Below are 21,876 nucleotides of genomic sequence, written 5' to 3'. Positions count from 1 at the left end.
TGGGGGCGTTCCGGCGGAACGCCCCCTTGCTTTTGCACCAAGTTAAGGGCAGTGTCTTCCCCCCGCTCCTCACCGGAGCCAGCAAATCCAGTTACGCCGGACCGTCCGTCCGGCTCTTCATGAGTACGGAACGAGTGAATGAAAGCGACCCTCGAGCGGACCGACCTCCTCAAGTCCTTGACCCATGTTCACCGGGTGGTCGAGCGCCGAAACACCATTCCCATCCTGTCCAACGTCCTGCTGCGGGCTGACGGCGGCGCCATCAATCTGAAGGCAACCGACCTCGACCTCGAAATCGTCGAAACCGTGCCCGCCATGATCGAAATGCCGGGCGCCACCACGGTACCGGCGCACATGTTCTACGACATTGTCCGCAAACTGCCCGAAGGCTCGCAGGTGGTCCTGGAGACCACGGGCGACAACGCAACCCTGGAAATCCGGGCCGGACGCTCGAAATTCACGTTGCAGATGCTGCCGGAAGCGGACTTCCCGGACCTGACGGCCGGCGATTTCAGTCATGGCTTTGCCCTGACGGCCGCCGATATCCGCAAGCTGATCGACACGACCCAGTTCGCCATCTCGACCGAAGAAACCCGCTATTACCTGAACGGGATCTACCTGCACACGGTCGACGCGGCCAATGGCCAGCAATTCCGTGCCGTTGCCACCGACGGCCACCGCCTGGCCCAGGCTGAAGTGCCTGCCCCGTCAGGGTCTGCCGGCATGCCGGGCATCATCGTGCCGCGCAAGACGGTTGGTGAAATCCAGAAATTGCTGGAAGACCCGGAAGCCAACGTTCAGATCGAACTGTCCGACACCAAGATCCGGTTGACCACCGGCTCCGTGATCCTGACATCAAAACTGATCGACGGCACATTCCCGGATTACGGCCGGGTGATCCCCCAGGGCAACGACAAGGAAATGCGCGTTGACCGGGACGAGTTCAAGGAAGCCGTCGACCGCGTCTCGACAATTTCCTCCGAGCGCGGCCGGGCCGTGAAAATCTCCCTGAGCGATGGCCGCATGGTGCTCACCGTGAACAACCCGGATTCGGGCAGCGCAACGGAAGAACTGGCCGTCGAGTATGACGCGGAAGACCTGGAAATCGGCTTCAACTCGCGGTACCTGCTCGATATTGCCAATCAGCTGTCGAGCGATACGGCGCTGTTCCGTCTGGCCGACAGCGGCTCGCCGACCCTGATCCAGGACAACACCGTCGATGACTGCCTGTTTGTTCTGATGCCGATGCGGGTCTGACCCGGATCGACGACATTCTGAAGACGGAAACACGGTCATGACAGAATTCCGGACGGCGCGGCTGACCCGTCTGTCCCTGACCGGTTTCCGCAATTACGAGACCCTTTCACTGGCGCTCTCGGCCAAGCTCGTTGCCTTTGTCGGAGCCAACGGCGCCGGCAAGACCAATATCCTGGAAGCCATCTCGTTCCTGACGGCCGGGCGCGGCCTGCGCCGGGCGACACTTGCCGACATCGCCCGCAAGGAGGGTGACGGCAGCTGGAGCGTGGCTGCCACCGTGCTGCTGGACGGGCTGGAAACCAGAATCGGAACCGGGCTGGCCACCGGTGGCACTGGCCGCAAGGTGCGGATCGACGGCGAAGACGTACGCGGCTCAGAGAGCCTGCTCGACTATATGCGGGTGCTCTGGCTGGTGCCGTCCATGGATGGCCTTTTCACCGGCGCGGCCTCCGACAGGCGCCGGTTTCTCGACCGGCTGACGCTGGCCATCGACCCGGCACACGGGCGCCGGGTCAGCGATTTTGAAAACGCGCTGCGCCAACGCAACCGGTTGCTCGACCAGGGCGGCGGCGACGCCTTCCTGTCCGCACTCGAATTGCAGGTCGCAGAACTCGGCACAGCGGTCTCCATCGCGCGTGGCGACACGGTCGGCCTGCTCACCGGCATGATTGCAGAACAGGCCGCGCAGGGCTTGCCCTTTCCGCATGCCGGCATCGCGCTCGAAGGCGCCTTTGAAGCCGAAACTCTCGGCCTCAGTGCGTCGGACCGGGAAGACCATTACCGGCTGCTCTTGAAGGAAGGCCGCCCGCGCGACCGCGCCGCCGGCCGGACCCTGAACGGTCCGCACCTGAGCGATCTGAAAGTGACCCATGCGGCCAAATCGATGCCTGCGGCACAATCCTCCACCGGTGAACAGAAGGCGCTTCTGATCGGCCTGGTTCTGGCGCATGCCGAGCTGACGTCCAAGGTCTCCGGAATGACCCCGGTCCTCTTGCTCGACGAAGTCGCCGCTCACCTGGATCCGGACCGCCGGGCGGCACTGTTCGCCAAGCTGAATTCCTTAGGCGGACAAGTTTTCATGACCGGTACGGACGAGGGTCTTTTCAGCGCTCTGCCCGAGGAGGCGCAGGTGTTTGAAATCCAGGGCCATCATGGCCATCTTCTAAAGGGACCGGCAGGCCCTTAAATCCGCCGAAATCTTATGGTTTTCCACCATTATCCCTTCGCTGGCTTGTCAGCGGCTCCGGCGTGGTTGAACCCCCGCCGGAACCCCGTATAACGGGGTTAGAAAAGATAAAATGACTGGTGATTGATTCGCATGAGCGACACGTCCACTTCCGAGCCGATTGAGACCCCCGAAAATGAAGGCGGTGCCGAATATGGCGCTGACAGCATCAAGGTCCTGAAAGGCCTCGACGCCGTCCGTAAACGGCCCGGCATGTATATCGGCGACACGGATGACGGTTCCGGTCTGCACCACATGGTCTATGAGGTCGTGGACAACGCGATCGACGAAGCCCTGGCAGGCCACGCCGACCATGTCACCGTGACGCTGAACCCGGATGGCTCCGTGACCGTCTCCGACAATGGCCGTGGCATTCCGACGGACCTGCACCCGGAGGAAGGTGTTTCCGCCGCCGAGGTCATCATGACCCAGCTGCATGCGGGCGGGAAGTTCGACCAGAATTCCTACAAGGTGTCCGGCGGCCTGCACGGCGTCGGTGTCTCTGTGGTGAATGCCCTGTCGACCAAGCTGGAGCTGCGCATCTGGCGGAACGACCAGGAACACCACATGACCTTTGCGCATGGGGATTCCCAGGGGCCCCTGGAAGTGGTCGGCCCGGCCAACGGCCAGAAGGGCACCGAAGTCACCTTCCTGCCGTCACCGGAAACCTTCAGCAAGACCGAGTTTGATTTCAACACGCTGGAACACCGCCTGCGGGAGCTCGCCTTCCTCAATTCCGGCGTGCGCATCATCCTGACCGACAAGCGCGGCGTGGAAGATGTTGTCGAAGAACTCTACTACGAAGGCGGCCTTGAAGCTTTCGTGCGCTATCTGGACCGCGCCAAGCATCCGCTGATCGAAGACCCGGTCACGATGAGCGCAGAGAAAGACGGCATCACGGTCGAGGCGGCCATGTGGTGGAACGACAGCTATCATGAGCATGTGCTGTGTTTCACCAACAACATCCCTCAGCGGGATGGCGGCACGCACCTCGCCGGCTTCCGGGCAGCCCTGACCCGTCAGGTGACCGGCTATGCCGAAGCCACGGGCCTGATGAAAAAGGAAAAGGTTTCGCTTTCCGGCGACGATTGCCGCGAAGGCCTGACCTGCGTTCTGTCGGTCAAGGTGCCGGATCCGAAATTCTCCTCCCAGACCAAGGACAAGCTGGTCTCCTCCGAGGTGCGCCCGGTTGTCGAGAACCTGATTTCCCAGACCTTGAGCGAATGGCTGGAAGAGAACCCGGCGCCCGCCAAGGCCATCGTCTCCAAGGTGGTGGAAGCAGCTTCTGCCCGCGAAGCTGCCCGCAAGGCGCGTGAGCTGACCCGGCGCAAGGGCGCGCTGGATATCGCCTCGCTGCCCGGCAAGCTTGCAGACTGCCAGGAACGCGATGCCTCCAAGGCCGAACTCTTCCTGGTGGAGGGCGATTCCGCAGGTGGCTCGGCCAAACAGGGCCGTCACCGGGAGAACCAGGCCGTGCTGCCGCTGCGCGGCAAGATCCTGAACGTGGAACGGGCCCGGTTCGACAAGATGCTGTCTTCCAACGAGATCGGCACCCTGATCACCGCACTCGGCACCGGGATCGGCAAGGAAGAATTCAACATCGAGAAGCTGCGCTACCACAAGATCATCATCATGACCGATGCTGACGTGGACGGCGCCCACATCCGGACCCTGCTTCTGACCTTCTTCTTCCGGCAGATGCCGGAGCTGATTGAAAACGGCTATGTCTATATCGCGCAGCCGCCACTCTACAAGGTCAAGCGCGGTCAGTCAGAACAATACCTGAAGGACCAGCTGGCGCTGGAAGACTATCTGATCGGCCAAGGCCTCGGAGACACCACGCTTGAGCTGGCGAATGGCGAGGTTCGATCCGGCCAGGACCTGCTCACGGTGGTGGAAACGGCCAGGACCATCTCTGACATTTTCGACGGCCTGCATTCGCGCTACAACCGCGATGTGGTCGAACAGGCGGCCATTGCCGGCGCGCTCAACACCGACATCCTGGAAGATCGTGCCAAGGCTGAAGAGGCCGCGGCCTATATCGCCCGGCGCATGGACATTCTGGCGGACGAATTCGAACGCGGCTGGACCGGCGAGGCCCGGGAAGACGGTAGTCTGGTGTTCAAGCGCACCGTTCGCGGCGTTGAAGAAGCCGCCACGATCGATCCGGCTCTGCTCGGATCCACGGATGCCCGCCGGTTGGCCGCCCATGCGGCCCATTTGAATGAAGTCTATGGAAAAGCGGCCCTGCTGCGCCGCAAGGACGTTCCGACTGAAATCCGCGGTCCGCGTGCGTTGCTGGCCAATGTCTACGCCCTGGGGCAAAAAGGCATTTCGCTGCAGCGCTACAAGGGCCTCGGCGAGATGAACCCGGAACAGCTCTGGGAAACGACACTCGATCCGAATGTCCGCTCCCTGCTGCAGGTCAAGGTGAAAGAGGCGGACGACGCCGATGACATCTTCACCAAGCTGATGGGTGATGAAGTCGATCCGCGGCGCGAGTTCATTCAGGACAACGCGCTCGCCGTGGCGAATCTCGACATCTGATGGATTGTGCAAGGAAGCGCAGAAAAATCCGCAAAGCGCTGGACCAGAATCCATCTTAAGTTACAACTACTTAGGTGGAAAGCACTATTCTGTCTGAGTTGCCAAAATATGGGCCCATATCGCACCGAAACGGACTTTCGGATTTCCAGGCGATCCGGAAAATCAAGCTGTTGCCCTTGCCCATCATTCGCTGAGCAGGGGTCATTTTAGGCTAGAAGTGGCCATACATGCACCGTGCAACGAAAGTCCGTTAGGAGCCTAAAGCGGTCAACATTTCGTGGACTACTTTGGTTCAGACTTCGTCGAGTATTTCGAACCATCTGGCGACCAAAAAACCAAGCCGGAAACATCCTCGTTTAGACGAGAATCAATGCCTTCGGCTTTTAATTGTTCAAGGATTCCGGCTACTCCGGTTTCTGAATTTATGAGAAGCTCATCTGTTATCGTTTCTCGATAATGCTTCAGAGTATTCTGGCTCGCGATTTCAATTAGCGCGTCGCGCGTCTTTCCTCGGCGGTCAATTTGATAGACATGTACGTCTTCATCTACCGCAAAGGTCCTAATGCGCCACATCATATCTTCCCGAATTACCCACTGAACAGTATCGCCGTAGCCGTCTACTGTGGTCTCTGAAGCTTGGATGTAGCTGCTTTCAATGTTTAGGAAGAATATTAATATCGTAATTTTCAAATTAAATGCTCCTTCCTCGAAATTTTTTCTTCGCCTTATCCCTAATTTACCCACAACGCAACGATAAAGACTCCAGATAGAATATCTTTCGCCACTAATATTATATAAAAAGGCAATTTCTCCGGTATTAGCTTTATGCCCGAGTGCATTACTTTTGGTAGAGTTTTGCACTGACATTAAACCTTGTAATTCTCCAATTGTCAGGTGATCCCATGAGGTTCATTCGGATCAATCAAAACGGTTTCCCGTGCCTGCATTGCCACTCTACACTCCAAAGTCACACGCTATGGAATATCAACTAAATCTTGATCAGAATCCAATCCAAGAACTGGCAAATTTTCAAGAATAACAATGACCTTTGCTGAAGAGTCGGCGAACTCAAACTTCCCGAATACCGGAAACGAGGCACCCATTATTTCAGTAGGTTTTACTTTGATGAACATTAATAGATTCCAGTTAAGATCGAAGTGTAGAGATTAGCATCTATGAGGAAATCAACCGGCCGTGCAATGCTTTAGGGCCATGACTTATAGTCTTCCCAATCCACAACTCGTACCTTGACATGCTAGTCTCACCATTCCGGCAGGTACTGTATCCGGTGGTCTATGTCACCGCCCGGAAAACATCGAACGAATTATCTGGTCCCGTCTGACTTCGCGTACGATCTCAATGCCCATGAGTTCGTGCGGCCCAGATCGCTATCCATTGCGCGGTTAGCTAATTTTAAATGTTGCGGCGGGACAGTCCAACTGACGCAGACCATGGCTTCAACGCCGTGGCGCGCCAATGATGGCCACAACACTTTCGAGCAGAAATCCGGGAAATGCGGGTCAGGAGCGAAAAGGAAAAATGGGCGCAGGTCGTGCTCGTCTCCGCTGCATCCGTGTTGGTGTCGCTGGTGGCCACGCATTTTGTGTCGCCGGCCGGCCTCAACTGGGTCAGCGTGTGGCCCGCAACACTCGTACCCCTGATGATCGCTCCCTTTGCGTCGCTCTGGGCCGGCAACATGATACTGGCGCTGCACCGTTCCAACCTCCGGCTCGAACACCTGCTGCTTCATGACAGCATGACCGGCCTCTTGAACCGGACAGCGTTCTTCGACCTGTTCGAAGCCGGCCATCAGAATGTCGGCGGAACCGTGTTGATGCTGGATATCGACAGTTTCAAATCGATCAACGACACATACGGTCACCAGGTTGGCGATTCCGTCATCAGGCTGGTGACGGACGTCATGTCGGAGACAGCCAGACCCTTTGGCGAAATCGCAAGGCTCGGCGGCGAGGAATTCGCCATGTTCTTTCCGAACCTTCCTGTCACAAAAGGGCGTGATCTTGCGGAGACCATACGCTGCGCGATCGAAAAGACCGCGCTTGATGCCGGCCCCGATACGATCAGCTGCACCATTTCGATCGGCGCCGGCTATCGTCACGACAACGAGCCGATTGATGCTGCGCTGAACCGGGCAGACAAGGCGCTTTACCGCGCCAAAAGCAAGGGCCGGAACCGCGTCGAGGTCAGCGAAACACAGCCGTCCGAGCCAGCCTCATGACCTGTGTCAGCAGTGCCTGAAAGCAACTGGCATCGGCGAGACTGCCGGTTTGTCTAGTTCGCTGTCAGGCGCCGGCAAATGCCGTCACCTTCTGCTTCAGACCCTCCCAGTCGGTGAATTCCTTCGTGCCGCTGAGGTCTTCGTCAAGATGGGCTGCCAGATCGCCTTCGAGGAGGGCTGACTGCTGAAACCAGTCATAGATGCCCGGCTTCACCGCACCGGCAACCAGGACGGTCAGCGTCGGTTGCCACTGTGCGACCTCCAGCAACGCGCCGACATAACCCCTGGCTTCTTCAGCGGTATCCGGAAATGCCGCTGCGAGACTGACAGACACCAGCAGGCCGGGCATGTCATTGAGCCGTTCCCGGTTTGCAAAGACAAACAGCTGAAGGTCGGATTGGTGTTTTCCCGAATGCACGGATCCGGCGACAATCACCTTGTCATAGTCACTGACAGTGAGCCTGCCGGAGGGGTCACTGACATTGTGTAACTGAACCTGATGACCGCCTTCCTCCAGGATTCCTTCGATGAATTTGGCGATCTTTTGCGTCTGCCCCTCAGTGGTCGCATAGGCAATCAGAACATTCATACGTGACCCCACCTGCATTCACTCGATGAGGCCACGCTAGCACAGGACTTTCCTGTCATTCGTCCGCATTTCCACGTGTTATACTTGTCGGAATTCGGAAAACGACTGATTTCCTTGCCTATTATTTGGTCACATGGTGCTGTAGCCCAGAACCGTAAAAAAGGGCTCTGTCCGGGCACCGGCACGTCCACGCCACAGGGTTTTCCAGGTGCAGCGCGCGCACCAGTTGATCTCTATCGTCACTTGATCCAGTCAGATGATCGCGTTGGCGGAACTCTCATTGACCAGGCCCTGCGGCTGGATTTACCAAGCGCTGCCAAATTGCCTGGGCGACAACACCCTTCGCGCTTTCCCTGAGTCGCATGGCGTAATGGGCAATCTCAACGGGGGCATAGCTCTCCACTCTCAATGCGATCAGGTCGCCATTTTCGAGATCGTCCCGGACCATGTGGTCCGGCATACCGCCCCAACCCATTCCGGCAAGCAGGATTTCACGTTTTGCGGCAAAGTCAGAAACTGTCCAGCGCAAACTTCCCGGCAGAAGGCCGCGATTCTGTTTGTTGGCCGTGCTGCTGTCGGAGACAACAACCTGAACATGGGACTGCATCTCCACATCCGAACGCACGTCGGTCTCGCGCAGCGGCAGAAACGTCGGGCTACAGACCGGCAGAATGGTGACAGATTCGAGTGGCACCGCCTCCACCCTGTCCTGCGGCGCATCGTGCAGCGTCGAAATGGCGATCTGCGCCTCACCACTGAGAAGCTTTTCAAGAGATCCACCCATATTGTCGCGCGATAGCCGGATATGGGTCGCCGCATAGGCGGCAGTCATGTCACCGATCAGGCCCAGTACCGGCTTGAGCGGATAGGTTGTCGTCACGTTCAAAAGGACTTCTGCCTCCTGCTCGGAATTGAGCGTTCGGCCGATGGTCTTCAGTTCCTGCACATGCTGCAGCACCCGCAGGGAATACCGATGAAAAACTTCCCCTTTTTCTGTCAGGACGGGACGGTAACTGGCGCGGGAAAGGAGCGCGAAGCCAAGCTCACCTTCCAGCTTTTTCACACTGTGACTGATGGCGGATTGCGCCTTGTTGAGGTGATCGGCCGCGGCCCGAAACGTGCCGTGTTCCACAATCGCATTCAGGCAGACGAGTTGATCGAACGTCATGAAGGACCTCATTTAATTCGTTCAATTTTTTAGATCGTTTTCTTGAAAAGACAATATTTTCTTTTCATCAAACCACTCTCTACATTCGGCTCAACAGCGAACAGGCGAGAGCAATGAAGGACGGTAGGTCACAGCAGCCAAGCGCAGGCAATCCGGTTGCGTGAGCGCCTTCAGCTTTCACCTTGTTCTGATTTCAAACACAGAAACACCTTGTAAAACCGAGGAGTACCCCGAATGAAGATCGTTGCCTTTGGTGCCAGCATCAGCAAAAAATCCATCAATAAAACGCTGGCGACCTATGTCGCCAACCTGGTGACGGATGCCGAAATCGACGTCGTGGATCTCGCTGAATTTGAGTTGCCGCTCTTTAGCGTCGACACGGAAGAAGTGATTGGCCAACCGCAAGCGGCCAAGGACTTTCTCGCCCGGATCGCGGCCGCCGATGCCCTGGTCATCTCTTTTGCCGAGCACAACGCCTCCTACACCGCGGGTTACAAGAACCTGTTCGACTGGGCGTCGCGGATCGATCTCAAGGTCTTTCAGGGAAAACCGGCAATCTATCTGTCCGCCTCTCCCGGCAAGGGCGGAGCCGCAAATGTCCTTGCCGCAGCCAAGGGATCAGCCGCCTATTTCGGTGCGGATCTGAAGGCCTCTGTCTCAATTCCGAGCTTCCACGATGTCTTCGATTTTGAAACCAACCGGATAACCGACCCAAAGATACAACACTCACTCGAAGACGCCGCTGGCGCTTTGACCGCCTAAACGAGGAGGCCCAAATGATGAACCCGTCGGATCAACTTCACCGCCTTGTCACCTCTGTCGTAATGTCAGGTTTCATGTCCATTGCGCTGTCGGGCGTTTTCACCTTCCTTGAGTTCGGAATGGGCTTGGCCTGGTTGACCGCCTGGGGCGCAAGCATCCTGATTGCCTGGCCGCTGGCAATAGGGCTGGATCTCGTTTTCGGAGCTTCGGTCAGGGCCCTTGCAGGCCTGATATCGAAAACACTCAACGCCCGACGACCGGCCACTCAATCCTGATACCATCGGATAACCTTTGGATGAGGCCGGTACGTCAAGGAGGCATAAAAAGAGCGCCGGGCTGGCAGCAAACATTGGCACGGCCGTTTCTCAATCGCGGGTAAGAAAGAACGCCAATACACCGACCACATCGACAAGACGACGAGGTTTGAGGGCAGAGCCGCCGGGACCCCGAAGACAAGGCTGGGTACCCTGCCTCCCAAAGAAAAGAGCGGCTCCCCGGCCGCTCTTTTTTGATGTTGATGTGCCTTTATCCACCCGGCCAGGGCTCGGGCCGGCCAAAATAGAAGCCTTGCGCCGCTTCAATGTTCAGTTCGCGCAGCAGCTTGGCTTCCTCGGCCGTTTCCACGTGCTTCGCGATCACCTTGATGCCGAGTTCATGCGCCGCCCGTACCAGGCCGTTCAGGATGGCCGCCTTGGCCGGCTCCTCGACAACTTGCTGTGTCAGACCGGCTTCCAGTTTCAGCCACTCCACCCGCAGGCTGGTCAGGCGCGAGAGCACCGGCCAGTGTCCGGCGAAATCGTCGATTGCCGTCTGGCAACCCAGCTCGGTGACGAATTTGAAAAAGGATTCCACCGTTGCCGGTTCGCGCAGGTAATCCCGTTCGGCAATTTCCAGGCAGAGTTTCGACGCCAGAAGCGGATTGACCGAAAGACGATGATAAAGACCGTCACGGAAATTCGGATCTCGCGCCGATTCCGCAGAGACATTCATGGTCAGGATCGACCGTCCCGGATTGCGCTCGGCGGCATCCAGCACCTTGTCCAGTGTCCAGGCATCGACCTGGGCAATGAATCCGGACCGCTCCGCGGCGGAAATCCAGGCCCTGGACGACAGGCCGCGCGCCCGGTCTCCCTGGAGACGCAGCAGCACCTCAGACCCGCAGATCTTCTTGCGCTTGAGACACATGATCGGCATGGCATAGAGCGTCAGTTCATTGCCCCGGAAACTGCCCGGCTCGGGCAACTCGACTTTTTCAACGCCGGTTGACTGACATTCCGTCGATTCCACACAGTGGATCTGCACCGAGCTGCCACCGAACCGTTTGCCGCGAAGACAGGCCCTGTCCGCCAAACCGAGCAGAACAGCAGCGTCGGCATCGCGCAGGGACAGGCCACTTTCAACAAAGGCGACACCAATGGACCCGCCGATGGTGAAAACCCGGTCGCCGACTTCCAGCCGGATCCGGTCGAAGCCTTCCAGGATCTTCTCGGCAATATCCAGGGCGCCTTCTTCGTTGGCAGCCGGAACCATGCCGGCAAATTCGTCTCCACCAATCCGTGCGGCGGTTCCGAACTCACCCAGTGTCAGCCTGAGGCAAGCTGCCACGCGCAGAAGCATGTCGTCACCGGCGTCATGGCCACCGAGGTCATTGACCTTCTTGAACTCGTCGAGATCGATGTAATAGACCGCAAGCCCGGTTTCCTTGTCGGAGGCCAGACGGCCGAGTTCCAGCTTCAAGGCCCTGGTGAAGGCCCGCCGGTTTTCCAGTCCGGTCAACGGATCGAGATAGGCAAGCCGCCGGTTTTCAGCAACTTCCTGCGGGCAATCCACATTGCGGCGAATGATCGCCATCGTCGCCCCGCTCACTGCCTCAGCCGACGTACCTTCTGGAAGTGGCACGAGCCGGACTTCACACATCTGCCGGTCAGCGGCATAGCCAGCCGTCTCAAGGCTTCGATTTTCCGGGATGAACAGGCTTTGCGCGCCTTCGGTATCGATCGTCTGCAGGGCGTCGACCAACAGCCCGATATCGTAGTCGCTGTTGATTGTCTCAAGCAGCCTGATTGCCTTTTGCTCTGCGCTGTCCACGCCGTCGAACACCAGAACGTCGTCCGGAAAATGTTCCAGAAACCCAGCCTCGCCTTCCGAACGGGCCGGCTTCCTGGCCGCTGGCACGGGCGAGGGAATTTTGGCAAGCGCATCTTGTGCGCTGTCTTCCATGTCGAACTGGACCAGAACAGCCTGACGCTCGCCCGAGAGGGAAACGAAGGACGTGCAGATCATGTGGTGACAAAAGGGTGTGCCGGAGCGCAGCAGGATCGTTCCGCTGGCCTGGGCCGGCACGCCGCTGAACGCGGCCGACAGCACCGCCTCGCAGCGTTTCCAGCTGCCTTCGGTCAACAGGTCCTGCAGGCCTCCCGGCACAGGAAACACGCCCTTTGCAGCGCAGCTGGTTTTCATGTGTTTGTTATGCACGAGGATGCTGCCATCCTGTGCGACGTAAGCAGCAGCATGCGGTAGCACTTCCAGCAGGGAAGTGTGAAATCCCGTGAGCGTATTGTTTTCTGCACGACCGGATTGCTCCAGCCGGTCATCAATAAACCGTTGGCTGACTTGCACCAGACCGCCCTTTCAGTATTGCCGTTCCAATGGCGCAAACTCAAACACACACTGCGCCGCCCCTGTGTGAAAATTACTAGCACAGTTCAGTTCTCAAAACTGAAACAGAAAAAATACTCACAACTCTTAGAATTTTTATAGTAAATGAAATGTTTATGATCTGCATTCAAAACTATTTAAAATTTTATTCTTATTTTATATTAATGCCGATGACCTGCTGAAAAGGCGCCACAATTTCATCACGCCCTCGACGCAAAGGTGCCGCAACGGAATGCTATCGCCCCCTGCGCGGCGGCGACGCTAAATTCTGTCGAAAATGTGGCAAGAACATCGGAAAATCCCTCATGACGCGCACTTTCTTTAGAACTCCTCTTTTACGTGCATCTCTTTTGGTGCTGTTTCCGGTGCTGGCATTGCCACTTTCGGAACCGGCGCAGGCCGACGGCTTCAAACAATGCGGCAAGGCCTCCTGGTACAAGTTGGGCGGAAAGACGGCCAGCGGTGAGAAGGCCGATCCGAACGGCCTGACAGCTGCCCATCGCACGCTGCCTTTTGGCACGATCGTCGAGGTCACGAATCTGTCGAATGGCAAGTCTGTTAAGGTGCGGATCAATGATCGTGGACCGTTTGCCAAGGGACGCGTGATCGACGTCACGCTGGCAGCCGCCAGGGAGCTTGGCTTCGTCAATAAGGGCGTTACACGTGTCGAAGTCTCTGGCACAAGCCCGGATCAGCGGACAATAAATAAGCATAATTGCCAATAACGCTGCGGAATGCATACGTGCATTCCAGACCTGCGCGCAACGATCAAGGATTGTATGACAATTCTAAAATGCTGAATCTAGACAATGAATCGATATGTTACATTGTTTCACGAATGACTCAGTATGAATAACGATCAGTCGCATAAAGGTGAATCAAAAAATAAAATATTTTACGGTAATGACAATCGCGAAAGATGTCGCTAGAGTTGCCGCCGTGGTCGATGGGGCCACGTGCACAGTAACTTTATTCGCGCAGTCTTACCGGCTGCGCGTTTTTTTTAAGTCCCTGAAAATGCTGAGGCAAAGCGGCTCAGGCCTGACCGGCACATGAGGCCTGGTGCCCGCATAACGAAAACGGAAGGCCTAGACCCTTTCGTTTGCGGCAAGCTTGCGCCGGATTTCCGCTGCGTGGTGCCGCATCGCACCCTGTTTCTCCGTGTCCATTCGCCTCCAGCTGGAATAAGGCTGCGCCAGTCGCGGGTTTGAAGAAAGCACGTCTGCGTTGCGGTCCAGAAAATCCCAATAGAGCGCATTGAAGGGGCAGGCCTTGTCCCCGGTCCGTTGTCGGACGTCGTAGCTGCATGCGCCGCAGTAGTCGGACATCTTGTTGATATAGTTGCCGCTCGACATATAAGGCTTGGACCCCAGAAGGCCGCCATCCGCAAACTGGCTCATTCCAAGCGTGTTGGGCAACTCGACCCATTCATAGGCATCGGCATAGACCGCCAGGTACCATTCGTGCACTTCGGCCGGATCAACTCCCGCCAGCAGCGCAAAGTTGCCCGTGATCATCAGGCGCTGAATGTGATGGGCATAGGCCTCGTCGATGGTCTGGCCGACCGCCTCGGAAAGGCATAACATGTCGGTCTCGCCGGTCCAGTAGAATGCCGGTAACGGTGCGGCTGCCCCAAGCGCGTTCTCCGTGACATAGCCCGGCATCTTCAGCCAATAAATTCCCCGCACATATTCGCGCCAGCCCAGGATCTGCCGGATGAACCCTTCCGCTGCATTCAATGGCGCACGCCCCTCGCTGTAGGCGGTTTCCACCTTCCGGCACAAATCCAGCGGGTCGAGCAGGCCGGCATTGAGATAGGCCGACAGAACCGAATGAAAGAGAAATTTCTCGCCGCGCAGCATTGCGTCCTGATAGGTGCCGAAACCTGCGAGGGCGGCTTCCAGAAAATGGTCGCAAGCGTCCTGTGCCTCTGACCGGGTAACGGCAAACCAGAACGGCTCAAGCGTGCCGATATTGTCGGGGAAGGACCTGCCGACCAGGTCCAGTACCTCTTGCGTGATCCGGTCGGGCGCAAACCGTTTCGGGCTGGGCATGAAGAGATCCGGTTTGGCCGGCTTGCGATTGTCTGCGTCAAAGTTCCACTTGCCGCCTGCCGGCGTGTCCCCCTCCATGAGCAGGCCTGTCTTGCGGCGCATCTCGCGGTAGAAATATTCCATGCGCAGCTGCTTGCGGCCCGAGGCCCAGGCGCGGAAGGTTGCAGGGTCGCACAGGAAGCGCGTCTCGGTGAGAATATCGACCGGCACCGCCAGCACGCGCGCCCAGTCTTTCATGTCGTCCAGAACCCGCCATTCACCGGGCTCTGTGACGACGACCCGAGCGGGACGCAGATGCTCCACTGCGCGCGCAACCTCGCCCCGGAAGCTGCCCGAATTGCCAGCTGCATCAAGGGTCACATAGTCAACCGTCCAGCCTGCTTCGCGCAGGTCTTCGGCGAAGTGACGCATGGCGGAGAACAGGAAGGCGATCTTCTTCTTGTGGTGGCGCACATAGCTGGCCTCGTCCATCACCTCGACCATCAGAACCCGGTCACGTTCAGGGTCCGACCTGACAAGACTGGAAAGCCCGGGCGTTAACTGGTCCCCAAGGACCAGAACAAGATTGCGGCATGTCGTTTTTGCGGTCATCGGTCACTGTCTTCAAGGCGGTGTTGCTCCTCTCTACGCAGCAGGTGCGGGGGCCTATCACTTTCGACTGCAATTTTGTCTGGTGTGTCCTGTGGCCTCGTGCCACCGGCCACGCCGCCTGTCGGTTTCCCGCAATGCCTCATGCACCCGCATCCACGTCGTTGGCTCTCCTGAGTACCTTGCAGGACGTCCCGGCCATGTGGTGGCAGACAACGCCGGACCGGCGCAAATCACACGGCTTCGCAACTTTTCAGGCGGACGCACCGCGACACTGAAACAGCCTCACCTGCTTCGACGATCACCGCCTGGCCAGCGCCGCACGGCCTGCCGCGGCCGATTTGCTGTTCGCTGCCATATCTTGTCCAAATTTTCAGAAAGCCATTGCCGAGACCGGCCGGATCTAGTATCAGACCCCTCTATCCGCCGCGCGGGCTTCCTGCGCCGGCCAAAAGCACCCGTAGCTCAGCTGGATAGAGCGCTGCCCTCCGAAGGCAGAGGCCAGAGGTTCGAATCCTCTCGGGTGCGCCAAAAACTTCAATAATTTCAGCTAGTTACGAAACGCCCTCAAAAAGAGACGTTCAGGCGCTGCAAATTTTCGCGAGTGTTTTCCGGCCGTTTGCAAGTTGCGCTCATAAAGTTCGCGTACAGTGCTTTTCAAGAGATGGCGTGTCACAGGTACGCGCCCGGCCAGCCTCCCGGCATGGAGGCCAGCATGAGCGGGCGCCGTCCATTCCGGGAAGTGAAGCTTCAGTGGCTGCGTCTGCTGAGCTGTGATGCCAGCATTAATGACACGGTGGCAAGGTTTGCGGGCAGCAAGCGTCCAGTGCAGCTGGCCGAGAGGCTCACTGCCTCTTGTACTTGATGACCGGCATACTCTGTTTTTCTGTTTTTGTTTCGGTTTCGTCAGCGGTCTCACTGTTGCTTTCCGTGTCCGAGTTCGGCTGTACCGCCGTGCCGGTTTCCGATTGCCCGTTGTCATTTGCCGGTGTCTGCGGCGATCCGGACGCTGCGTTTGACTGTTCCGTCGCTTGTCCACCGCCGGAAACCGTTTCCCCTTGTGGCGGAGTTTCTTGCTCGTGAGCGCTTTCACCCGTCCCCGGTTGAGGCGTCGGGGACAGTGGTTGCTCTTGATCGCCGGACCCCGAAGCCGCTCCGTCTTTCTGGTCTGTGCTTTCCGGATCTTCTTCGAGCAGGTCGTCGGTCTTGACCCACAGGTTGACCACCCGAAGGAGGGTTGTGGCAATCTGCTTGTGGGTCGCGTCGTAGGTTTTGCCGAAGACGGTCACATCCAGGGTGCCGCCGAGTATCTTTTCCGAAACCAGACCCGTGGTCGACAGCGCTTCGATGCTTCCCAAAGCGCAATTGGCGCTGGCGATCGCCCCCTTGCTGTATTCGCCGTTGCTGAGCTTCTCGAAGGACGACAGGCATTTGTCTGTGGTCTTGATGAGATTGCTGCCGACTTTGAAGGCGCTTTTCAGGAAACCGCCGGCCTTGCTCGCGTTTGCAGGATTTGCGACGATCGCTACCACGTCTGCCGTGAGAGTCGTTCCCTGCCAGAGAATGACCATGCCTTCGCCCCAGGCTTCCGGGTTCTCAACGCCGATCAGCTTGCCGACACCTTCTCCGGTCGCGCGGAAGACAGAATTTCCGATACCCTCGAATTTTGCCAGATTCTCATTGCCAGTCAGTCGGCCAACATTGCGCACCGTCGCGGAAATCAGCGAGTCGGCGGTGTTGATGACGGAAACTGTACCGGCAATTGCCAGCAGCGGAATGGGATTCCCGGAATGTTCGACCTCCACGCCGAGGCGCGCGTCCACTGTTGCAGTGACAAGGGCAAGGATGCCCACATCCGGGTTGGGCCGGCGGGTAACGGCCAGGTTGTCACTAAAAGCGCCTTGCAGGTTCGGACCGACAAGCTGGGCAGGCAGCGTCGCGCTCGACGGCAGTTCGGACAGTGGCAGGTCCGGTTTGAGGGACTTGTTGAGGCGTATATAGGAGCGAAACAGGTGGAACCGCTTTGGCGTGCCTTCTGACCGGATCGTGCCGCGATGCTCGCTGACCGCGGCATACAGCCTGGTGTAATCCTGCGACAGAACCGCATATCCACGGCTTGTCAGCCGGAGGCCGACCGCGCCGAGGCTGACCTCGGTGCTGGCGGTTTCGTAGGTTAGCAAGGCGAGATTTTCGCCGCCTCGGCGGAAAGGGGTGACCGAAACGCGAACCGGTGTCTCCAGATCCAGGTACGGAATGCTGATCCGTGCCAGGTCTTCGGATGCTGTTGAAAGCGGCCTGCGCCCGCGCTGGCCGATGGCGTCATTGACCATCGCTACGGCCGGAGGTTCCGGCAGCGGGCGGCGCCAGTTAATCTGTCCGTTCGCGGCAACCGAGGCCACCGCCAGAGCCGGATCGTCGGCCTGATAGACGGCCCCGATCGTACCGAAATCCGTTGATTTTACCAGTAGGGAGACCGGGGCGTAGGTATGTTCCACAGAGGCATCGGCCAGAACAGCTTTCCGGTGCCTGATCAGTGACAGCGTTTCCCGGGCGTGCAGCTCGTCCTCATCCGTGATCTGGATGCGTTCAGCATACTGCAGCAGCGACACTTCCGTATCGGCCTGTTGCGCAAAGGCGCTCGTCTGCAGGCCAAGCAGCACGCTTAAGGCAAGAAGCCAGCAGTCGAGAAAAGCCCGGACGCTGTTAGCTGGAGGTTGATGCAATCCCTGGAACATTGGTCAAACCTCTAGATTTTGCCAGAGCGGCAGCGTCGCGCGCGAAGCTGACCTGATTTCCGGTCGGCTGGCAAAGCGGTCCGGTATCGGCCGGATCGTAGGCCGAGGCTGTCTTTCCGAAAATCTCTTTGAAGACAAAATGGCCGTCCTCGCCGACACTCTGTACTTCGGCAGCGGAGACGACACCGCGCCGCCCGCCTATACGTTGAACCTGCAAGACAATGTCCACCGCAGAGGAGATCTGACCACGCAGGGCGCGCTGGGGCAGGTCCACTTCGCTCATCAACGCCATGGTCTCGAGGCGGTTCAGCGCGTCGAGCGGGCTGTCCGCGTGCAAGGTCGTCATGCTGCCGCTGTGACCTGAAGTCATGGCCTGGATCATGTCCAGGGCCTCGCCGCTTCGGCATTCGCCCACCATGATCCGGTCCGGACGCATGCGCAGCGAAGCCTTGAACAACTCGCGAATGGTAATGCCTCCCTTGCCGAAACGGTCCGGCTTTTGCGCTTCGAAATAGAGCGTGTGCGGCGGTTGAATTTCCAGTTCGTTGACATCCTCGATGACGATGACCCGGTCTGTTTCATCCATGAATTCCGACAGTGCATTCAAGATGGTTGTCTTGCCGGTACTGGTCCCGCCGGAAACGACGATATTCTTCTTCAACGCGAGGCAAACCTGCAGAAAATCGGCAAGTTCCGGGGTCAGAGTACCGTTCTGCAAAAGGTTTCCAACGGAATGATGCGCCTTTGAGAACCGGCGGATGGCAATGCTGAGCCCGTTGCGGGCCGCCGGTGGCTGGACAATATGCACACGGGACTTGTCATGAAGCCTGGCTTCGAGACTCGGTTCGTCCGGTGTCATGAGACGGCCGGAATATTGAGCGATCGCGCGTGCAGCAGCTTCCAGATGCTGCGCACTTTCGAAGACGGCTTCTATCTTTTCAACCTTCGCACGGTCGCGGAACTCGCCGGACGGCAATTCTTCGCGCACGCGGCGCTCGACATAAATCTCCCGATGGCCGTTGATCATGATTTCCGAGATCTTCGGATCGTTAAGGGCCTCGCGAACGGGGTCGAGCAGCCGTTTGAGCGTTCCCTCGAAGATCTGTTGGCGCCGGTCTTCCAGGCCGATGACACTGTCGTCGGTCATGGCCAGGGTGTTCCCGTCATTGAAGAAGACATCCTGAACAGCGCGAACAGCGCCTCAATCAGCTCAGGTATGTAGCCAATGGCCGGCACAGCGATGAGCGCGGCAAAGAGCACATATGTCGCTGGACCGTTCATGCCGCTGCCGGGGCCATGTCTTTTTGGACGGACGCAGACGACTTGGAACGCCCAAGGATCAGATCGACCGGAAGCGTCGATCGGGTCAGGGAGATTTGCAGAAGCGTCGCAGCGGTGAAGACGATGCCGAGAAGGGCGGTCACCACACCAGACATCACCACGCTGTTTATGATGTCCCAGACGCGGTGCCAGGAGCCTCCCTGGCTTGTGTCGATCGGTATCAGCCTCGGGTCGATCAGTCCAAACCGTTCTGTGGCGGTCTGCGCGGCTTCCGAAGTTTCAAAGAAGCTTTCCAGTCCCGAGACAAGCAGCAGCAACAGGCCGAACGCGAGCAGCATGGCGACAATCACGGCGAGCGCGATCTGCAAAAAAGCGCCGAGATAGATTGACCACCACGGCATCCCCCGCGCCAGCAGCAACCCATAGGTCTTTCTCCTGCTGCTGAAGATTGGATGGATTTGCAGAAACAAGACGACAGACAGGGTTATCGCACCGAGAACCAGCGTCGCCGTGCCGAGATACTGCAGTACCTTTTTGGCGAAATCCATCCGCTGGAGCGCGTCGCGATAGGTTTCGGGGATGAGAAAAACCGTGCCTCTTGAATCGCCGAAACTCAGGATGGTTTCGACGCTGGCAATGGTGTCCATATGCGAGGGGATGAACACCAGGCCCGTGCGGAAATAGGGCACGGGTGTGAAGGTCAGCTTCGCGGCGTCGTCGCGGCAGGCTGCCGCGGGGTGTTTGGAGACTTCGCTTGGACGGATGTCCCGGCAGGCGGCTGTCACGAAACGGCCCTCGACAGACCAATCCGGATAGAAATTGAAATTGGGAAGCATCTCGGGATAGTTCGACAGACCGGCTTCGGACAAACAGGTTTTTGCGCTTTCCCAGCTCAGGATGGCGTCCAGCGTTATGGTCACGTTCGCATCCGTTGACGTGCTGTGCGCGCTGCCGCCCAGACAGCCGACAAGCGTTTCGAGACCTTTCAACTGGCCGTTCTGGTCGAGATACGCGCTGTCGTCGATTCCCCGGAACTCAATGCTGTGCAGGATCGATCCGGGATCACCATAGTCGTCGATATCCGTTGCTGTCAGCAACTTCAGGTTCGGGTTCTCGCGCACGGCTCTTGACCTGACGACGGCCTCGTACGGGATCAGCATGGAGATCTTTTGCAGGGCCGGCAGACTGTCTGCCCAGATAACCTCGAAGGGCAAAAGACGATTCCGACTGGTCTCGAATGGCACTTCAAGGAAGAGCGTTTTCAGGTCCGTGACGTTGGCAAGGCTTTCAGGAACAGTCGCCAGGGTCGGTCGGTCGAGCGTTTCCACCAATGCCGCGCGGTATTTTTCAAAATCGAAGTGCTTTTCAAACAGCGACCGGTTCAGAACGATAGTTTTGGAGACGCCGGTTTCGGGGGCGTTCGCGCGCCAGATCGGGTTCTGGGGGTCAAGTGCCCATCCCCTGAAGGAGACTTCGTCAGCACCCGGTGTCGGGGCGGAGTTCCAGGCATCGAGGGCGGGCAACCGGACGTGAGCGTCATTGTGTTCAATTTCAGACACCGGATGGAACTGCAGCTGGGACAGCATCGGCTGCGCTGCCATTGCGTCAGCCGGCGCGCTGTCAGCCGTCTGACTGAACAGGGCATCGCCATTCTGGAACGCTGCCAGGACTTCCTGATCCAGTCCCTGCCGGTTGACGTTGCCGAACACCCATATCGGCGTACCCGCACCGGAGATGTGACCAAGCATAATCTGGGTGATGTTTCTGGAAACGGACTGGCCGGCGGTGATGGCGAACGCGGCCAGCGTGATGATGACCGCGAACAAAAGGGTGATTGCCAGCAGTTCACGGCCTGAGGTGGTGACAGGTGTGCCGGTGAGCCGAGACAAGCCGAACAGGCCGGTGCCGCGGGAGAATTCCTTGAGGGCAAGCTGCAATCCGGAAGTCAGGGCACTCATGCGCGTACCCTGTCATTTGCAGCCTGATAGGAGACCTCGCGGCGCGCATTGAACATATCGCTGCTTGCGCGCGTGTGCAGCCGCGTGAACCCGTCACCGTGCTTGTCGAGAAACAGGAGATAGGGCGCGTATTCGAATTCGACGGAATCCCTGTGATGGGTGATCCAGACATAGACCCGGTCCTGGTTTTCCTCCAGCCAGCGGTTGATCACTGTTGTGATCTCCTTGCGGGTATCGGGGTCCAGGCTGCCAGTCGGTTCGTCTGAGAACAGCACTGCCGGGTCGGTTGCCAATGCCTGGGCCAGGGCAATACGCTGTCTTTGCCCTCCCGAAAGTGTTTCCGGAAACTGATTTTTCAGGACATGAATGGCTTCGCTGCCGATCAGCACTTTTGAGAGCACCGAGAGGGCAAGCTCGTTGACGGCGGGTCCCCGCACCCCCTTGAGCTTCAGCGGCAGGGCGATGTTCTCGAGAACTGTCAGATAGGGCACCAGCATGGAATCTTGAAACGCGAAACTGAATATCCGCGATCTCAGCTCGGTCGCATTGCGGCCAGAGATCTCCGGGGTGATATGGATCGGCATGTCCAGTGCCGACAGGTGCCAGGCGATGGAGCCGCTCATGGGTGCAGATTGCATGGAGATCGAATAAAGCAGCGTGGTCTTGCCGATGCCCGTTCGCCCGATAATAGGCACACGGCGGTTGAACTTGAGAAGGTCGATTTCAAGATTCAGACCCTCGGCAATGACTTTCTGTCCCCATCCGATCGACAGGTTGTGCAGCTTCAGCAATTGGCAGCGCGTGGTCATGATTGC

The 21,876-nt window shown here is 58.1% G+C and carries 16 protein-coding genes and 1 tRNA gene; 8 read left to right on the top strand and 9 right to left on the bottom strand.

Features of this window, described 5'->3' with window-relative positions; all coding sequences use genetic code 11:
- The first annotated feature begins 138 nt into the window (after nt 1-138).
- The 3 genes from dnaN to gyrB all read left to right on the top strand — a co-directional run bounded on the left by dnaN (nt 139) and on the right by gyrB (nt 5,029).
- Nucleotides 139-1,257 (top strand): DNA polymerase III subunit beta, encoded by a 1,119-nt coding sequence (gene dnaN, locus ACO6TG_RS16785; protein WP_422374246.1) that lies wholly within the window; start codon nt 139-141, stop codon nt 1,255-1,257.
- 37 nt (nt 1,258-1,294) lie between these two features.
- On the top strand, nt 1,295-2,443 hold the full coding sequence (recF, locus tag ACO6TG_RS16780) for a DNA replication/repair protein RecF (RefSeq protein ID WP_422374245.1): 1,149 nt from the start codon (nt 1,295-1,297) through the stop codon (nt 2,441-2,443).
- 132 nt (nt 2,444-2,575) lie between these two features.
- Nucleotides 2,576-5,029, top strand: a complete 2,454-nt coding sequence (gene gyrB / locus ACO6TG_RS16775; protein WP_422374244.1) for a DNA topoisomerase (ATP-hydrolyzing) subunit B — start codon at nt 2,576-2,578, stop codon at nt 5,027-5,029.
- A gap of 282 nt (nt 5,030-5,311) precedes the next feature.
- Here gyrB and ACO6TG_RS16770 read toward each other — a convergent pair whose 3' ends face one another.
- Nucleotides 5,312-5,896, bottom strand: a complete 585-nt coding sequence (locus ACO6TG_RS16770) for a hypothetical protein (protein ID WP_422374243.1) — start codon at nt 5,894-5,896, stop codon at nt 5,312-5,314.
- A gap of 646 nt (nt 5,897-6,542) precedes the next feature.
- Here ACO6TG_RS16770 and ACO6TG_RS16765 point away from each other — a divergent pair.
- Nucleotides 6,543-7,268, top strand: coding sequence for a GGDEF domain-containing protein (locus ACO6TG_RS16765; RefSeq protein ID WP_422374242.1), 726 nt, complete (start codon nt 6,543-6,545; stop codon nt 7,266-7,268).
- 64 nt (nt 7,269-7,332) lie between these two features.
- On the opposite strand, the gene ACO6TG_RS16760 is transcribed toward ACO6TG_RS16765, so the two are convergent.
- Both ACO6TG_RS16760 and ACO6TG_RS16755 read right to left on the bottom strand, forming a co-directional pair.
- Nucleotides 7,333-7,857 (bottom strand): flavodoxin domain-containing protein, encoded by a 525-nt coding sequence (locus tag ACO6TG_RS16760; protein WP_422374241.1) that lies wholly within the window; start codon nt 7,855-7,857, stop codon nt 7,333-7,335.
- A gap of 277 nt (nt 7,858-8,134) precedes the next feature.
- A complete protein-coding gene (locus ACO6TG_RS16755) occupies nt 8,135-9,025 on the bottom strand; it encodes a LysR family transcriptional regulator (RefSeq protein WP_422374240.1) in 891 nt (296 codons plus the stop codon).
- Nucleotides 9,026-9,259: 234 nt separating this feature from the next.
- On the opposite strand from ACO6TG_RS16755, the gene ACO6TG_RS16750 reads away from it, so the two are divergent.
- Both ACO6TG_RS16750 and ACO6TG_RS16745 read left to right on the top strand, forming a co-directional pair.
- Complete coding sequence (locus tag ACO6TG_RS16750) at nt 9,260-9,787, top strand: NADPH-dependent FMN reductase (protein WP_422374239.1); 528 nt, start codon at nt 9,260-9,262, stop codon at nt 9,785-9,787.
- 14 nt (nt 9,788-9,801) lie between these two features.
- Nucleotides 9,802-10,062 carry a DUF2798 domain-containing protein gene (locus tag ACO6TG_RS16745; RefSeq protein ID WP_422374238.1) on the top strand — a complete coding sequence of 87 codons (261 nt, stop codon included), beginning with the start codon at nt 9,802-9,804 and terminating at the stop codon, nt 10,060-10,062.
- A 250-nt stretch (nt 10,063-10,312) separates the two neighbouring features.
- Here ACO6TG_RS16745 and ACO6TG_RS16740 read toward each other — a convergent pair whose 3' ends face one another.
- Nucleotides 10,313-12,406 (bottom strand): EAL domain-containing protein, encoded by a 2,094-nt coding sequence (locus tag ACO6TG_RS16740; protein ID WP_422374237.1) that lies wholly within the window; start codon nt 12,404-12,406, stop codon nt 10,313-10,315.
- Between the two features lie 344 nt (nt 12,407-12,750).
- Here ACO6TG_RS16740 and ACO6TG_RS16735 point away from each other — a divergent pair, with 344 nt between their 5' ends.
- Entirely contained in the window at nt 12,751-13,170 is a 420-nt protein-coding gene (locus tag ACO6TG_RS16735) for a septal ring lytic transglycosylase RlpA family protein (RefSeq protein WP_422374236.1), read from the top strand.
- Nucleotides 13,171-13,533: 363 nt separating this feature from the next.
- Here the strand turns inward: ACO6TG_RS16735 and ACO6TG_RS16730 are convergent, their stop codons facing one another.
- A complete protein-coding gene (locus ACO6TG_RS16730; protein ID WP_422374235.1) occupies nt 13,534-15,090 on the bottom strand; it encodes a cryptochrome/photolyase family protein in 1,557 nt (518 codons plus the stop codon).
- A 451-nt stretch (nt 15,091-15,541) separates the two neighbouring features.
- Between ACO6TG_RS16730 and ACO6TG_RS16725 the strand changes: the two genes are divergently transcribed.
- Nucleotides 15,542-15,618 (top strand) — tRNA-Arg (locus ACO6TG_RS16725).
- A 314-nt stretch (nt 15,619-15,932) separates the two neighbouring features.
- Here ACO6TG_RS16725 and ACO6TG_RS16720 read toward each other — a convergent pair.
- The 4 genes from ACO6TG_RS16720 to ACO6TG_RS16705 all read right to left on the bottom strand — a co-directional run bounded on the left by ACO6TG_RS16720 (nt 15,933) and on the right by ACO6TG_RS16705 (nt 21,870).
- Entirely contained in the window at nt 15,933-17,822 is a 1,890-nt protein-coding gene (locus tag ACO6TG_RS16720; protein WP_422374234.1) for a hypothetical protein, read from the bottom strand.
- Nucleotides 17,791-18,969, bottom strand: coding sequence for a CpaF family protein (locus ACO6TG_RS16715; RefSeq protein ID WP_422374233.1), 1,179 nt, complete (start codon nt 18,967-18,969; stop codon nt 17,791-17,793). The genes ACO6TG_RS16720 and ACO6TG_RS16715 overlap by 32 nt, the downstream gene beginning before the upstream one ends.
- 130 nt (nt 18,970-19,099) lie before the next feature.
- On the bottom strand, nt 19,100-21,061 hold the full coding sequence (locus ACO6TG_RS16710; RefSeq protein ID WP_422374232.1) for a hypothetical protein: 1,962 nt from the start codon (nt 21,059-21,061) through the stop codon (nt 19,100-19,102).
- Complete coding sequence (locus tag ACO6TG_RS16705; RefSeq protein WP_422374231.1) at nt 21,058-21,870, bottom strand: ATP-binding cassette domain-containing protein; 813 nt, start codon at nt 21,868-21,870, stop codon at nt 21,058-21,060. Before ACO6TG_RS16705 ends, ACO6TG_RS16710 begins: the two co-directional genes overlap by 4 nt.
- Nucleotides 21,871-21,876: the final 6 nt, after the last annotated feature.

The organism is Roseibium sp. (assembly GCF_965233565.1).
Lineage (GTDB): Bacteria > Pseudomonadota > Alphaproteobacteria > Rhizobiales > Stappiaceae > Roseibium.
This window is presented reverse-complemented; position numbering and strand designations above follow the sequence as displayed.

What these genes read in the sequence shown, in the direction of transcription:
- dnaN (WP_422374246.1), top strand. Translation starts at nt 139, where the DNA reads ATGAAAGCGACCCTCGAGCGGACCGACCTCCTCAAGTCCTTGACCCAT.
- recF (WP_422374245.1), top strand. Translation starts at nt 1,295, where the DNA reads ATGACAGAATTCCGGACGGCGCGGCTGACCCGTCTGTCCCTGACCGGT.
- gyrB (WP_422374244.1), top strand. Translation starts at nt 2,576, where the DNA reads ATGAGCGACACGTCCACTTCCGAGCCGATTGAGACCCCCGAAAATGAA.
- ACO6TG_RS16770 (WP_422374243.1), bottom strand. Translation starts at nt 5,896, where the DNA reads ATGTCAGTGCAAAACTCTACCAAAAGTAATGCACTCGGGCATAAAGCT.
- ACO6TG_RS16765 (WP_422374242.1), top strand. Translation starts at nt 6,543, where the DNA reads ATGCGGGTCAGGAGCGAAAAGGAAAAATGGGCGCAGGTCGTGCTCGTC.
- ACO6TG_RS16760 (WP_422374241.1), bottom strand. Translation starts at nt 7,857, where the DNA reads ATGAATGTTCTGATTGCCTATGCGACCACTGAGGGGCAGACGCAAAAG.
- ACO6TG_RS16755 (WP_422374240.1), bottom strand. Translation starts at nt 9,025, where the DNA reads ATGACGTTCGATCAACTCGTCTGCCTGAATGCGATTGTGGAACACGGC.
- ACO6TG_RS16750 (WP_422374239.1), top strand. Translation starts at nt 9,260, where the DNA reads ATGAAGATCGTTGCCTTTGGTGCCAGCATCAGCAAAAAATCCATCAAT.
- ACO6TG_RS16745 (WP_422374238.1), top strand. Translation starts at nt 9,802, where the DNA reads ATGATGAACCCGTCGGATCAACTTCACCGCCTTGTCACCTCTGTCGTA.
- ACO6TG_RS16735 (WP_422374236.1), top strand. Translation starts at nt 12,751, where the DNA reads ATGACGCGCACTTTCTTTAGAACTCCTCTTTTACGTGCATCTCTTTTG.
- ACO6TG_RS16730 (WP_422374235.1), bottom strand. Translation starts at nt 15,090, where the DNA reads ATGACCGCAAAAACGACATGCCGCAATCTTGTTCTGGTCCTTGGGGAC.
- ACO6TG_RS16720 (WP_422374234.1), bottom strand. Translation starts at nt 17,822, where the DNA reads ATGTTCCAGGGATTGCATCAACCTCCAGCTAACAGCGTCCGGGCTTTT.
- ACO6TG_RS16715 (WP_422374233.1), bottom strand. Translation starts at nt 18,969, where the DNA reads ATGACCGACGACAGTGTCATCGGCCTGGAAGACCGGCGCCAACAGATC.
- ACO6TG_RS16710 (WP_422374232.1), bottom strand. Translation starts at nt 21,061, where the DNA reads ATGAGTGCCCTGACTTCCGGATTGCAGCTTGCCCTCAAGGAATTCTCC.
- ACO6TG_RS16705 (WP_422374231.1), bottom strand. Translation starts at nt 21,870, where the DNA reads ATGACCACGCGCTGCCAATTGCTGAAGCTGCACAACCTGTCGATCGGA.